Raw genomic sequence first — 13,580 nt, forward strand, 5'->3', positions numbered from 1 at the left:
TATAAAAGCAAGACCAAAATAGGTTTTGCTTTTTTTGTTTTCATTAATTAACAAGTTTAATTTATTTTCATTTTGTTTTTGTAATTTCACGTTAGATAAAAACTTAAACAAACTCAATCGCAAAAATCCACATAATGATCAATAATCTAAAGAAATTCCTGAACGAAGAACAAGACCCGAAAGCCGTAGAAAAGATCATAGAAAAGGTAAATGATTTGTTAACCAATGGAGAAAACGTCGAGTATGTTGCCGTACAAAACAAACCTACCATCAACTTGTCTCCGGATTCTATCGTTCTTACCAATAAAAGAATCCTGTTTTTCCGTTCCAAGACATTTGGTTTGGTGACGGATTTTCAGGATTATCTTTGGAAAGATGTTTCTGAAAGTCATATCAGCGAAGCTATTCTGGGTTCCACTTTCACAATGACGGCTGTCACCGGGTTCATAGAAACGATCGATTATATTCCTAAATCTCAGGCCAGAAAACTCTATCAATACGCACAAGCGAAAGAGGAAGAGATGATAGAATACCGACGACAAAAAGAACTGGAAGAGAAAAGAGCTGCTGCAGGAGGAATTACCGTGAACACTCAAACTGAACCAGCAGAAGAGCTTAAACCAGAAACCACGAATGAGGACCCAATGGAAACTTTACTGAAACTAAAGGCATTTCTGGACAATGATCTAATATCTGCAGAAGATTACGAAACTAAAAAGAAAGAGATATTAGACAGAATGTAAAATCTCTCAATTCTTACCAATGCAAGCAAAAAAATCTCTGATCATATTTTTCTCATTATTATGTGCTACAGTATTTTCACAAGTAAAAGACACGCTTCTACTGAAAGAGGTACTAAAGCAATTAAAATTAACAGAGAAAAACATCAATTTAGAAATAGCTTCGGATAGACCACTACCTTATTTGGCAGGGAAAACAGCATTAGTAATCCCCAAATATAAAGTCAATGAAGAAGACCAATATGGTAACTTTTACTTTGAGATAGAACCTTACATCATCATAGCAGACCAAAAGACAGGTAAGGTCCTTAATCAGTATCGCATCCCGGAGGAATGGGTTTCCGACGCTGTAAAACTCAGCAGCATCACAATCGATACAGGTCTATATCATCTTAATGCCAACACAAGAGCTTTTGGTGTGAGAGTCGACTATTCTGGGAGCAGCAACCCAAATCCTTATGGCAGATCAGACCTTTCGCTTTTCATAATTCAAAACAACAGTATAAAACGGGTTCTGAAAGACTACACAATCTCAGATTATCACGGAGAATGGGACACGAGGTGCACAGGCGAATTTGAAGAGATGTCAGCAGTGATAGACATCGATAAGATCCAGTCTAAAGGATACAATAACCTGATTCTGAAAATCACTGATCAAATGACAAAAAGCACCAGGACCAGTGATGACTGTGTAGAGAAAAAGAAGACCACAAAGCGCATAAAAACTTTGAAGTTCAGTGGAACAGAATATCAATGATCATTATTAAAAGCAGATAATATCGTCAAATTAATTTTACCTCAATATGTCAGAAATCTTCAAAGCACATTTAGATAAATTCATCCCAGTAACAGATGAAGAATTTGCTTCGATCATGAACTATTTCGAAATCAAATCGTTTGCTAAGAAAGAAGATCTACTGGAAGAGGGTCAAATCTGCAGATCCAACTACTTTGTTATCAAAGGTCTGCTAAGAAAGTTTTTCATCAATGAAAAAGGAACGGAACAAACCACAGATTTTGCATTGGAAACTTGGTGGATGACAGATAATTTTTCTTTTGAACGTAAAACACCAGCTGATTTCAGCATACAAACAGTCGAGAAATCAGAAGTTTTGACAATCTCCAGCGAGTCTCAAGAAAAACTCCTTAATGATTTCCCGATAATGGAAAAGTATTTCAGAATTGTTTATCAGAGAGCTTTCGCAGCCAATCAAAGAAGAGTGAAGTATATTTTCACTTATTCCAAAGAGGATTTTTATTTTTCTCTGATCAAGCAATATCCCGATTTCGTACAACGTGTCCCGCAATACTTAATTGCTTCTTTTCTAGGTTTCACACCAGAATATCTAAGTGAAATTCGTAAGAGAATCGTTTCCTAATTTGTGAGATATCTTCATTTACTTTAGTAAGGCTTCCTGACATTGTTTATTTTAAGACTTTTATATTAGAGTTGTCATCCTGATTAGAGTCGAAGGACACATATCATAAAAAATTATTTTGTGGATTTGATTTCTCCAGATCTTCGATTTGTGATTCAACCCTTTTCTTAAACCAGTTTAAGTTTTTCCCAATATCGATCTCTCAACTTTGTATCAACAAATTAAAACAATCAAAAACAATGGAAAAACGTATCAACATCCACGCAACAGAACCACAAGCCTACAAAGCAATGCTAGGACTGGAAGCTTATTTGGCCCAGTCGGAAATTTCAAAAATGATCAAAGAACTCATCAAGATCAGAGCTTCACAAATCAACGGTTGTGCCTATTGTCTGGATATGCACACCAAAGACGCTCTCAAATATGGCGAAACGGCTGAGAGGATCTTCCTGGTAAGTGCTTGGCACGAAGCAGACAAATTCTTCACAGAAGAGGAAAAGGTAGCGCTTAAAATGACCGAAGAAATCACATTGATCAGCCAAAATGGTCTTAGGGATGACACTTACCAAAAAGCAAAATCTGTCTTCTCCGAAAAACAAATTGCCGAGATCATTATAGCGATCGTGACCATCAATTCCTGGAACAGAATTGCATTGAGTACAAAGCTGGAAATCGGGGAATTTTAACTATGATGACTTTATACACTTAATCACAAAAGTCACAAAAGCTATATTTTCTTTAGGGTTTTAAAAACTCAAAAAAGGAAATATTTTGAAGAATTATATTCTATTTTTCTAGAGATTTTTTTCAGACTTTCTTTTTGTGACTTTTGTAGTTAAATGTTTTTTTCAAAAATGTCTCGATGTCTTACCAAAAACGTCGAGACCTTTTGATGAAAACGACGGGAGGTTTTAGGTAAAAGGTCTTGATGTTTTTATGAAATATGCAAACTTCCTGTTCATCGGACTTGCAGAAGCTACTTTTCTTCAGAAGATAACATTTATTGAAAAATTTTCTCACGGCTCATATGGTCAATCCACGAAGCAAATGTTTCATTTCATCATCAATGGCAATTGCTTTTATTATGTGCTAAGAGCCGAGGTCAAGGTCTAGTTCTACAAAGTACGATTTTTTATTTTCTTCGATATTCAAAGAATATTTTCCCGGGTAAAGTTTTTCCAGACGTTCCGTAGTGTTTTTCATGCCTGCTTTTGTAGATTCGTCTGCAGCGTAATGATTGACGATATTATTAAAAACCCTGAAATTCAGTTTCCCGCCATCAAGATTCACATTAATTGATATTTTTGAGGGTTCTTCTGTATTATAACCATATTTGAAGGCATTTTCAATAAAGTTCAAAAGAATCATCGGAACGATTCTAACCTCATCTGTAACACCATTTTCTGTATAAGTAAAATCCAGGCTATTATCCGTTCTTATCAGTTGCAATGCAATATAATCCTTGATATAGAATAACTCTTTGGAGAGCAGCACAAAATCATTTTCGCTCTCTTCCAGGATATAGTGCATTACATTGGAAAGTTTGAGAACCCCTTCCGATGCATCATCGGATCTCATCAAGATCAGAGAATGAATAGAATTAAGCGTATCGAAAAGAAAATGTGGATGAAGCTGATAACGGAGATTTAGCAGATCAGCTTTGGCCTTGGCACGTTCCATCTCTTTTCTTTTTATGGATTGGTGTATAAAAAATGAGCTGAGAAAAGAAAATAAGAACGGCAAGATCCCGGATATGTATTTTCTAGAAAAGGAGTCTTCCTTTCCCATCAACTTTGCAGAAGGGAAACTCTTTCTATGAGGTCGCATTTTGAATGGTGTCTCCAAATGCCCTTTTTCAAGATATGCTCTCTCTTGTGAGGAAAAATATTCTGGTGGTCGTGGAAAATATTCAGATGTGGTATGGATTTTTTTATCATTTGATATCTGATCCTGGAAAAAACCGAAACGAGGACCACTACCGTGATTATCCGGAAACATAAAAAATGGAAGCGTGCAAATCCATATATAGGAAACAAAAATACTGACCCAATAAAGCAAAAGTCTCCTTTTGTCATATAATTTGGGCAGAAGAAAGACCAAATTCAGGTAGAAAAAAACAATAAGCAGAACATATCTGGAAAAATCTCTCTGAAAAAAGGACGAACTCAGCAAACGCAAACTACTATCTAATTCCGGCGACGATAAGACAGGAATCAACAAAAGAAGCAAGATCAATACAATGTGATAATAGATATTTTTGTTTTTCACAGAGGCCTATTTTAATAAGAATTCTATAATTAATCGCACAATTCCTAAAATAGTTACAATTAAATTATCAAATCTTCAAAACGAAGTTAATAAAAAAAAATACTTCAAAACAAAAAACGCTTCCAAGTTTGGAAACGTTTTTTATATATTTTATTCAAGTCTTATTTGATGAAACCTCTGCTTCTGAGAAGTGGTTTGATATCGGCCTTGTGCCCTGTAAACTCTTCAAATGCTTTGTTCAGATCGACACTGTTACCAACTGAAAGAATATACTTTCTAAATCTATCTCCATTCTCTCTTTTGATCCCGCCGTTTGCTTTTATCCATTCCCACGCATCAGAATCCAAAGTTTCTGACCAGAGATAAGCGTAATAGCCCGCTGAATAACCGCCACCCCAAATGTGTGCAAAATAAGGTGTGTGATATCTTGGCGGAACTTGCGGAACCAACAATCCGTATCTGGACAAAGCTTGTTTTTCAAAATCCAGAACAGGGATCAGCTGGCTGTCAGAAGTCACTGTGTGCCAATTCATATCCAAAGTTGCAGCTGCTACCAATTCTGTTGTTGCGTAGCCTTGGTTGAAATTTGATGCTTTTTTGATCTTATCAATCAGAGTTTGGGGCATCTGCTGCTTTGTCTGATAATGCAATGCATAGTTTTTCAGGATCTCCGGTTCCAGTGCAAAATGCTCATTGATCTGAGATGGAAACTCAACAAAATCCCTTGGCGTGTTGGCCCCGGAAATTGATGCATATTTTTGGTTGGCAAACAGGCCATGCAAAGTATGACCGAACTCATGGAACATTGTTTCCACATCATCATAAGAGATCAAAGATGGTTTTCCAGGCGCTGGTTTCTGATAATTGAAGACATTTACAATGACCGGTTTTTGTCCCAGCAAATGTGACTGGGGAACAAAATTGTTCATCCAAGCGCCACCGCTTTTATTGCTTCTTGTGTAGAAATCTAAGTAATAAAGTGCCAGAGATTTCCCATCTCTGTCGAAAACCTCATAGGCCACAACATCCGGGTGATAAACAGGAAGGTCTTTCCTTTCCTTAAAAGTGATTCCGTAGAATTGTTCTGCGGCGTAGAAGACACCTTTTTCTAAAACAGTTGTCACTTCAAAATAAGGTTTGATCTCGTTCTCATCGAGGTCGTATTTTGCTTTTCTAACCTGCTCAGAATAGAAATTCCAATCCCAAGGTTCCACTTGGAAACCTCCTTTTTGAGAATCGATCAGGTCCTGGATTTCTTTTGCCTCGCGATTGGCCGTTTCAACCGCAGGTTTTGCCAATTGCGCCAAAAGTCCCATTGCTGCTTCCGGCGTTTTTGCCATTTGGTCTTGCAGGCTCCATTCTGCGAAGTTTTTCTTTCCGAATAGTTGCGCTTTTTGCAATCTTAGTTTTGCCAATTTCTCAACCGTTTCGCGCGTATCGTTTTCGTCACCTTTTTCAGCTCTTGTCCAAGACGCCTTGAAGAGTTTTTCTCTCGTTGTCCTGTTTTTGAGATTCTGCAAAAGTGGTTGTTGTGTTGTATTCTGCAGAGGCAAAAGATACTTCCCTTTCTGTCCGGCTTGTTCCGCATCAGTTGCAGCTGCAGCAATTTCATCAGCAGAAAGTCCGTCCAATTCTTTGACATCAGAGATCAGAACTGCTCCTTTTTTCCTGGCCTCCAACAATTTGCTGCTGAATTGTGTCGCCAAAGTTGCCAATTGTTGATTGATTTCCTTCAATTTCTCCTTATTTTCAGAAGAAAGATTAGCTCCGGCAATTTCAAAATTGGTAATATAAAACTCTGTTAATCGTTTACTTTCCGCATCCAGTTTATCGGTTTTCACCGCTTTGATCCTTTTGTAAAGCTTGTCATTCAAATAGATCTTATCCGATTGGGAAGCGAAGATCGGCGCATATTCCTCTTCCAACTTCTGAAGACCATCGTTGGTATTAGAACTTGTCAAATTGTAAAAAATAATAGTTGCCCTTCCAAGTGTTTGTCCACTATTTTCTAAAGCTAAAACCGTGTTCTCAAAAGTTGGTGCAGCTTTGTCATTTACGATTTTATCAATGTTGGCCAATTGTTCTTTCAAACCAAATTCAAAAGCAGGTTTGAAGTGTTCGTCCTTTATTTTATCGAATTCCGGAGCTTGATACTGCAACGGGCTTTTTTTAAGAAATGGATTATCTTTCATAGATCTTTCTACAGTTACAGAAATTTTTTTCTGCTGAGAATGTATTGTAATATTTCCTGCGCCAAACGCAATGAATGTGACAAGTAAAGTAGTTTTTATTTTCTTCATATATTTTAATTTTCGAAAAGGGCTGGTCTTTGGGTAATTTCGTGATAACAAACCGAGTTTTCATCAAAAAAATGAAACACCATACTTTTTCGAGTTTTATCTTTATTGGTGTGAGGTTCTCCTCCATGTAAAACATTGGCATGCCAGATCAGCATATCTCCTTTTTTACATTCGAAGATCTCTTTCTTAAGATCTAATTCTTTAACTTTTTCCTGAAGCATGATCTCATAGCCTTTATTGCCTTTGTTACCTAACATCCAGAAATTACCTTCATTATCATAATCAGAGTTCATATAATAAGGTAACTTGTGACTGCCCGGGTAATAATGGAGTGCTCCCTGATCAGCTTTTATATCTTCCAACGCAATCCAAACGCCAATAAGCCCACCTACAGGAAATGTCGTCATGTGGATACTATCCGAATGTGTTTTTTGCTGGCTTCCATTGATAAAATTGATACTTTGAAAGAGCTTGGTCTTTCCATCTAATAAAATATCGAGCAATTCCAATAAAGATTTCTCTAAACCTATTTCCTTGATAATTTCTGACTTATGCAAAGCAAACATCAGTTTATTACCATACTTGAAGCTGATCTCATTATTATCTAAAAGTTTCTGTATCTCAGAATTGACCTGATCGGCCTGTTCCGTTGAAATGAAATTTTTGACAACACTATAACCGTTATCAAAGAACTGTGATAAACTTTGTTGATTCTCCGGCGTTTGATTTTTATAAAAATCTGTTTGGAGAATAGCTCCAGGATCTTCTCTCCTTTTGAACTGCGATTCCACTTTTCTAAAATCTTTGCTTGAAATAGGTGAAAAATAGGATTTATTGATCTTGTATTTCTTATAAAGCGGAATATTATGTTTTAATTTTTTTCTATTGAATATGTTGAAAAATGCGTAACTTAACTTACTATTTTTTATCAATGACATCATGGAGTCTTATTTTTCTCAAATTTAAAAAAATAATTATTTATAAACGTTGTAAATAATTATTTATCATCCTCATCTCCATCACCGCTCCAATGGTTTTCCTCAAAAGAAATACTATCGAGTGCCAGCAGTTCGGCTTCGCGTTCCAAAGACTCACGCAAAGTAAAGGTAATCATATCTTTGTCTTTTTCCTTGGCTAAACGTCTTGTCATTGCTTTATCGATGAGCATAAAACGTTTCCCCATTCTTCTGGCTGTATATTTTCTCATTCCATTTTCCTGAAGAATATCGACTGCCATATCGACCGCCGTCCCGAGCGTTTCACGATAAATATGATTCACATTTTTATTGAGAAAATCATAAGCATCCAAACGGTTTTTGGCTCTTACAAAGATCTTGAGTTCGGGATAATTTTCTTTGGCATAATCGACCAGAAATTTATTCTTTTCCGGGTCATCCAAGCAAAGAACGAGAAGTTCCGCATCTTCGATTCCTGCTGACCTTAACAAAGCTGGCTTGGTCGCATCGCCATAATAAACATTGAATCCGTTTGACCTCAACAACGCAACCCTATCCGGGTCATTATCCAGAACGGTGGAACGAATTCCGTTGGCTTTCAAAAGACGTCCAACTGTACTTCCGAAAAATCCAAATCCTACGATAATGACTTTACGTTGTTTGATGATCCCAAGCTCTATATTTTCTTCTGTTTTTTGTTTTATGAATCGTTTGTCGAGAACTTTCTCCTTGAAGATCAAAAGCAATGGCGAAATACACATCGTAATCGCAACGATCGCCATCAATTCTGAATTTGCCTGATAATCGATCAGATACAGACTCGCGGCGAAATTGACCAGAACGAAAGCAAATTCCCCAACTTGTGACAGAGCAAAAGCCAGGAAAAAACTCTGTTCGTTGTTCATCTTATAATACTTTCCAATGGCGAAAAGAACAACCGCCTTAATTGCTAACACGATAAATGCCGCAGAAAATATAAAGAAAGGCTTCGAAGCTATAATATCAAAGTTAATTGTAGCGCCAACACTTACGAAAAACACAGCCAGTAACAGTCCTTTAAACGGGTCAATGGCACTTTCCAGCTCGTGACGAAACTCACTGTTAGCCAACATCACTCCTGCAATGAAAGCCCCTAAAGCAGGACTCAAATCCACTGAAATCATTAATTCTGAAACGCCAATTACCAAAAATAACGATGCTGCCGTTAGCAGTTCATTAAGTCCTGACCTTGATACAAATCTTAGAAATGGAGTGAAAATATATCGTCCTAAAAGAATCAAAGCAATAACAGCGAAAATCACGGTAAAAGGTTGAAGCCATTCTGGTAAATATTGTAAAAGAACTTTCTCGTGACCAGCTTGTGACAGTGCTTTTTCGGATTTAGAAATAAATGGTAACAATGCCAGAATCGGAATCACTGCAATATCCTGAAACAGCAAAATCGAAAACGATGATTCTCCGCTAACTGTTCGGAAAAGATTTTTTTCTTTCAGGGTCTGCAAAACAATTGCCGTGGACGACATGGCAAAACAAAGCGAAATAATGAACGATTTTTTCAGTCCAAACCCTGCAATATAAAATACGATGAAGATCCCGACAATACTGAGCAACATTTGGCTGACGCCCAATCCGATAATCCGTTTTCTGATTTGCCAGAGTTTCTGAGGTTCCAATTCCAAACCAACTAAAAACAAAAGCATGATCACACCCAACTCCGAAGCGTGCATAATGTCTTCCGCATCTCTTCCCGTCAATTGTAGACAAAACGGGCCAATCAAAATTCCGCCAAGAATATATCCGATCACAGAACTCAAACCCAATTTTTTTCCCAACGGGACCATAATAATGGCCGCTCCAAGGAAAATCAGGATTGTCATCGCAATGGAACCTTGCATCTATTCTATTTTTAAAGTTTCGGCCAATTCTTCTGAAAGCAGATTGAGTTCTGCGTCGGTCAGATTATCAGCATTATAAATGATGTGTATTTTTTTGAGGTCGATATTGTTGACGTATAGAGAAACTTTGAGTCCGGAAAGTAATTCTTCTACGCCTATTTTATATTTTCCCTCTGGAGTATAATTATTTTCTCTTCCACCCACACTTGTGATAATCAATGCGTCTTTTCCGGAAAGAATATTAATTCCATTCTCAGAAACCCAGCGCATATCAAAAACCTCATCTATCCAAAGTTTTAGCAAAGGCGGAAGCCCGAACCAAATAATAGGAAAATGGAAAATAATCCTTTCGTATTCTACGATTCTTTTCCTTTCACGGAAAGGCTGAATATGAAAATCGGGGTAATCCTCATACAAATCCCGGAACGTGACATTGTCCATATCATCATAACATTCTAACAATCTAACATTTGTAGTAGAATGTTCGAAGTAAGGATGCGCAAATAGAACCAATGTTTTTTTCAAAGAAATATCGATTTTCGTAAATATAGTGAATTTCTTTTTTTATGTCAAGATTTGGTGTATTACGAAATTGAAAATAATTTTTGTTGGTGGGAATTATTTTGGGATATTTGAGAAATTAAATTTAATAAAATGTTCAATCTTCAATCAACTAAGTTAATTAATATCTCATTGCCTAGTCTATATAGATATATGGATAAGAAATATTCTGATTTATTTTTTGAAGAAGGAATTATTAGAATTAGTTCTTTCGATAGATTCAGAAAATATCCTGACGAAATAAGAGGAGACACAAATGAGGGAGGGGGTATTTACGAGACATTTTCAAATGAAGGAACTCAAAATTTGATAATGACAAATACCGGTCAAAGTGCCTATATGCTTTGTTCAAGTTTACATTTTAGTAAAGATTTAATGAACGAATTTAAAGCTGATTCTTGTATAAGAATTAAAGACCCTGTTTCATTTGTGAATGCAATCCTAAATGCAATTCCTGGCACAATTGAAGCTTTTTTAGGGTTTTGCAATTATAAAGATTACAGAGTTATAAGTAAGACTATTTCACCTTTTTCTGATTTAGATGATTTGAGTGATAAAGGAACCGTAACAATAGGTGGTCCAAATTTCAATGCAAGGGTACAAGAGACTATTGGAAATGGAATGGATTTGATGTTTTTAAAGGAAATAAAATATCAGATGCAAAATGAGTTTCGTTTTGTTTGGAAAATTGATAACAGATATTTTGAAATGGAAGATTATATTGATATAAAATGTAAAGAAGCTATACAGTATTGCGAAATTGTAACTGATTAGAATCAAAAACCCAGACAAAATCTGGGTTTTATTTTATATTCATTTTCAATCTTACCATCCGCCAGAAGCTCCGCCTCCGCCAAAACTTCCGCCTCCGCCGAAACCGCCAAAGCCTCCGCCTCCACTACTGCTTCCGCCACCAAATCCTCCACCGAAGCTTCCCGGAAATGGGAAAAATCCGCCTCGGTATCTTCGGTTTCCTTTTCTTGATAGTGTGTAATCATCGTCATCGTAGTTTCCGCCGCCGTTATTACCATTCAGAATACTTATCAAAATAATAATGACAATTATAATCAGAATAATAGCGCCAATACTGATTCCGCTATCGTTCTTTTGTTTCTTGACAATCGGTTTGAATTTCCCTTGAACCGCTTCCATAATAGCAGAAGTTCCGCGGTCAATTCCATTATAGAATTCTCCTTTTTTGAAAGCAGGTGTTACGAGATAATCCAGAATCTGTCCCGCCACCGAAGCCGTCAAATATTGCTCAACTGCACGACCTTGCTGGATAGACATTGTCCGGTCTTCTGTTGCAATCAGGAAAACAACGCCGTTATCCACTCCTTTTTGTCCGATTCCCCATTTTTCGCCGTACATTGTTGCGAGATAATTGACATCTTCCCCACTGGTTGTCGGGAGAATTATGACCTCGATTTCTGTAGAAGTAGAATCGGAGAATTTGATTAATTTTTGATTCAGAGCATCCTTTTCAGATTCCGATAGCAATCCTGCTTTATCATATACAGGATAAAGAACCGCCGGTTTTTCAGGCACTAATTGAGCTTTGGAAAACAATCCAAAAACCAGGAATAATGCGAAAATATATCGTTTAAGAGAAGCTGATATCATTGGGTAATTCATTGATATTTTCCCCAGAGATCTGGAAATATTTTTTGAGTTCGAGTCCGGTTTTCAGAATCGCATCTTTCAGACCTTTGTAATAATTTTCCTTTGCAAATTCAGAAGTGACCTCATCATGAAGATCATCCCAGAATTGTTGCTTTACTTTTTTGTGAATGCCTTCGTCTCCGATAATCGTGAGATAATGTTGTTCAAAATTCACATAAAACAAAACGCCGTTTCTTTCTTTGGTAAGATGCATTTCCAACGAATTAAAAATCGCAAATGCTTTTTTTGCAAAATCATCTTCGGCGATGGAATCTATATGCACACGAATCTCACCCGAAGAATGGTCTTCAGCTATTTTGATGGCTTCCACAAGGGAAGCCATCTCTGTATCTGTAAGGAAATGATTCATTATTCTGAAAATGCAGGAGGTGCTTTTTCTGCGCCAGCTTCTGCTTTGAAGTATGGTTTTTCTTTGAAGTTGGAGAAATTAGCGATCACGTTATTTGGGAACTTTTTAATATTCGTATTATATTCCTTCGCCGCATCATTGTAATAAACAGTTTCTGAGCGGATACTGTTCTCAATTGCCGTATATTCTCTTTGGAAATTGATATATTGCTGGTCGGCCTTCAGGTTTGGATAACTTTCTACAACTGCCAATAATCTACTTAAAGAACCACTCAATTCGCCTTGTGCTGCTTGAAATTTTGCCATATCGGCCTCGGTCATATTGGTTGGGTCGATGTTAACTGATGTTGCTTTTGACCTTGCCTCAACCACTTTTGTCAAAGTTTCAGATTCGAATTTAGCATAAGATTTTACCGTTCTCTCCAAGTTAGGGATCAGGTTTGCTCTTTTTTGATAAACAGTTTCCACGTTTGACCATTTGGCATTCACAGTTTGTTCCTGGCCTACAAAACCGTTTCTAATTCCGACTGCCCAAAATCCTACTATAGCGATTAACGCAACGATTACGATTAATACAATACAACCTTTACCTTTCATAGTTTGATGTGTTTTAAAATTTTTAATTGAATCAAATATACAAATTAAATATATCCGCAAAGTTTATTTTTCAAAAACCTTGGCTTCCTCCCAAAGTTTGTCCATCTCAACAAGGTTTAAATCAGACAAAATCAAATTTTTGCTAAGAGCCAACTCCTCCATTTTCTGAAATCTGAAAATGAATTTCGAATTGGTTTTTTCCAAAGCTGTGTCTGCGTTCAGTCCGGAGATTCTCGAATAATTAATCAAAGAGAAAAAAACATCACCTAACTCTGTTTCTTTTTTATCCTTGTCCGTTTCCTGATGAAATTCCTGCAGTTCCTCTCGCACTTTTGCCCAGGCATCGTCCGCAGAATCAAACTCAAATCCGATCCCTTTCACTTTATCCTGAATTCTATAAGCCTTGATAATTGGTGGTAAACCTTTCGGAACACCCGATAAAATGGATTTATTTCCTTCCTTCAGTTTCAGTTTTTCCCAATTTTGCTTCACCGCTTCTTCATCTTCGGCAATGGTATCGCCATAAATATGTGGATGACGGAAAATCAGCTTTTCATTCAAAGAATTGATGACATCAGCAATATCAAAACTCTCTTTTTCCGAGCCTATTTTCGCGTAGAAAACCAAATGTAAAAGCACATCGCCCAGTTCCTTTTTGATTTCCTGCAAATCCTCATTCAGAAGTGCATCCGATAATTCGTAAGTTTCTTCCAAAGTCAGATGACGAAGCGTCTCAAAAGTCTGCTTTTGATCCCACGGACATTTTTCCCGCAGGTCATCCATTATATCGAGAAGCCTTCCAAAAGCTTCCATTTTTTCTTGTCGTGTATTCATAAATGATGAATGATATTTG

At 36.9% G+C, this 13,580-nt stretch carries 14 protein-coding genes; 5 read left to right on the forward strand and 9 right to left on the reverse strand.

The window, feature by feature from the left end:
- Positions 1 to 134 precede the first annotated feature (134 nt).
- The 4 genes from BLT30_RS09105 (at position 135) to BLT30_RS09120 (ending at position 2,805) form a co-directional block, all read left to right on the forward strand.
- Positions 135 to 743 carry a PH domain-containing protein gene (locus BLT30_RS09105; RefSeq protein WP_089873260.1) on the forward strand — a complete coding sequence of 203 codons (609 nt, stop codon included), beginning with the start codon at positions 135 to 137 and terminating at the stop codon, positions 741 to 743.
- A gap of 19 nt (positions 744 to 762) precedes the next feature.
- Positions 763 to 1,497, forward strand: a complete 735-nt coding sequence (locus tag BLT30_RS09110; RefSeq protein WP_245707149.1) for a PA3715 family protein — start codon at positions 763 to 765, stop codon at positions 1,495 to 1,497.
- Between the two features lie 46 nt (positions 1,498 to 1,543).
- Positions 1,544 to 2,119: a Crp/Fnr family transcriptional regulator gene (locus BLT30_RS09115; RefSeq protein WP_089873261.1), complete on the forward strand. Its 576-nt coding sequence runs from the start codon at positions 1,544 to 1,546 to the stop codon at positions 2,117 to 2,119.
- A 239-nt stretch (positions 2,120 to 2,358) separates the two neighbouring features.
- On the forward strand, positions 2,359 to 2,805 hold the full coding sequence (locus BLT30_RS09120) for a carboxymuconolactone decarboxylase family protein (protein ID WP_089873262.1): 447 nt from the start codon (positions 2,359 to 2,361) through the stop codon (positions 2,803 to 2,805).
- A gap of 403 nt (positions 2,806 to 3,208) precedes the next feature.
- On the opposite strand, the gene BLT30_RS09125 is transcribed toward BLT30_RS09120, so the two are convergent.
- From BLT30_RS09125 to BLT30_RS09145, 5 genes are all read right to left on the reverse strand, one after another.
- Positions 3,209 to 4,387: a sensor histidine kinase gene (locus tag BLT30_RS09125; protein ID WP_089873263.1), complete on the reverse strand. Its 1,179-nt coding sequence runs from the start codon at positions 4,385 to 4,387 to the stop codon at positions 3,209 to 3,211.
- 161 nt (positions 4,388 to 4,548) lie between these two features.
- Positions 4,549 to 6,579 (reverse strand): M3 family metallopeptidase, encoded by a 2,031-nt coding sequence (locus BLT30_RS09130; protein ID WP_394332202.1) that lies wholly within the window; start codon positions 6,577 to 6,579, stop codon positions 4,549 to 4,551.
- A gap of 113 nt (positions 6,580 to 6,692) precedes the next feature.
- Complete coding sequence (locus BLT30_RS09135; protein ID WP_089873265.1) at positions 6,693 to 7,628, reverse strand: phytanoyl-CoA dioxygenase family protein; 936 nt, start codon at positions 7,626 to 7,628, stop codon at positions 6,693 to 6,695.
- Positions 7,629 to 7,684: 56 nt separating this feature from the next.
- Positions 7,685 to 9,538 (reverse strand): monovalent cation:proton antiporter-2 (CPA2) family protein, encoded by a 1,854-nt coding sequence (locus tag BLT30_RS09140; protein WP_089873266.1) that lies wholly within the window; start codon positions 9,536 to 9,538, stop codon positions 7,685 to 7,687.
- A complete protein-coding gene (locus BLT30_RS09145) occupies positions 9,539 to 10,063 on the reverse strand; it encodes an NAD(P)H-dependent oxidoreductase (RefSeq protein WP_089873267.1) in 525 nt (174 codons plus the stop codon).
- Positions 10,064 to 10,252: 189 nt separating this feature from the next.
- Between BLT30_RS09145 and BLT30_RS09150 the strand changes: the two genes are divergently transcribed.
- Positions 10,253 to 10,873: a hypothetical protein gene (locus BLT30_RS09150; RefSeq protein WP_089873268.1), complete on the forward strand. Its 621-nt coding sequence runs from the start codon at positions 10,253 to 10,255 to the stop codon at positions 10,871 to 10,873.
- A 51-nt stretch (positions 10,874 to 10,924) separates the two neighbouring features.
- Here the strand turns inward: BLT30_RS09150 and BLT30_RS09155 are convergent, their stop codons facing one another.
- The 4 genes from BLT30_RS09155 to mazG form a co-directional block, all read right to left on the reverse strand.
- On the reverse strand, positions 10,925 to 11,722 hold the full coding sequence (locus BLT30_RS09155) for a TPM domain-containing protein (RefSeq protein ID WP_089873269.1): 798 nt from the start codon (positions 11,720 to 11,722) through the stop codon (positions 10,925 to 10,927).
- Positions 11,703 to 12,131 carry a TPM domain-containing protein gene (locus BLT30_RS09160; RefSeq protein WP_394332195.1) on the reverse strand — a complete coding sequence of 143 codons (429 nt, stop codon included), beginning with the start codon at positions 12,129 to 12,131 and terminating at the stop codon, positions 11,703 to 11,705. Before BLT30_RS09160 ends, BLT30_RS09155 begins: the two co-directional genes overlap by 20 nt.
- Positions 12,131 to 12,727, reverse strand: a complete 597-nt coding sequence (locus BLT30_RS09165; protein ID WP_027384079.1) for a LemA family protein — start codon at positions 12,725 to 12,727, stop codon at positions 12,131 to 12,133. The genes BLT30_RS09160 and BLT30_RS09165 overlap by 1 nt, the downstream gene beginning before the upstream one ends.
- A gap of 63 nt (positions 12,728 to 12,790) precedes the next feature.
- Entirely contained in the window at positions 12,791 to 13,561 is a 771-nt protein-coding gene (gene mazG, locus BLT30_RS09170; RefSeq protein ID WP_089873271.1) for a nucleoside triphosphate pyrophosphohydrolase, read from the reverse strand.
- Between the last annotated feature and the right edge of the window lie 19 nt (positions 13,562 to 13,580).

This window comes from Epilithonimonas hungarica, assembly GCF_900102265.1.
GTDB classification, from domain to species: Bacteria; Bacteroidota; Bacteroidia; order Flavobacteriales; family Weeksellaceae; genus Epilithonimonas; species Epilithonimonas hungarica.

Bases quoted from the DNA above. Each gene is read 5' to 3' on its own strand.
- BLT30_RS09105 (WP_089873260.1), top strand. From the start codon at position 135: ATGATCAATAATCTAAAGAAATTCCTGAACGAAGAACAAGACCCGAAA.
- BLT30_RS09155 (WP_089873269.1), bottom strand. From the start codon at position 11,722: ATGATATCAGCTTCTCTTAAACGATATATTTTCGCATTATTCCTGGTT.
- BLT30_RS09110 (WP_245707149.1), top strand. From the start codon at position 763: ATGCAAGCAAAAAAATCTCTGATCATATTTTTCTCATTATTATGTGCT.
- BLT30_RS09165 (WP_027384079.1), bottom strand. From the start codon at position 12,727: ATGAAAGGTAAAGGTTGTATTGTATTAATCGTAATCGTTGCGTTAATC.
- BLT30_RS09135 (WP_089873265.1), bottom strand. From the start codon at position 7,628: ATGATGTCATTGATAAAAAATAGTAAGTTAAGTTACGCATTTTTCAAC.
- BLT30_RS09140 (WP_089873266.1), bottom strand. From the start codon at position 9,538: ATGCAAGGTTCCATTGCGATGACAATCCTGATTTTCCTTGGAGCGGCC.
- BLT30_RS09115 (WP_089873261.1), top strand. From the start codon at position 1,544: ATGTCAGAAATCTTCAAAGCACATTTAGATAAATTCATCCCAGTAACA.
- BLT30_RS09160 (WP_394332195.1), bottom strand. From the start codon at position 12,131: ATGAATCATTTCCTTACAGATACAGAGATGGCTTCCCTTGTGGAAGCC.
- BLT30_RS09130 (WP_394332202.1), bottom strand. From the start codon at position 6,579: ATGAAAGATAATCCATTTCTTAAAAAAAGCCCGTTGCAGTATCAAGCT.
- BLT30_RS09150 (WP_089873268.1), top strand. From the start codon at position 10,253: ATGGATAAGAAATATTCTGATTTATTTTTTGAAGAAGGAATTATTAGA.
- BLT30_RS09120 (WP_089873262.1), top strand. From the start codon at position 2,359: ATGGAAAAACGTATCAACATCCACGCAACAGAACCACAAGCCTACAAA.
- mazG (WP_089873271.1), bottom strand. From the start codon at position 13,561: ATGAATACACGACAAGAAAAAATGGAAGCTTTTGGAAGGCTTCTCGAT.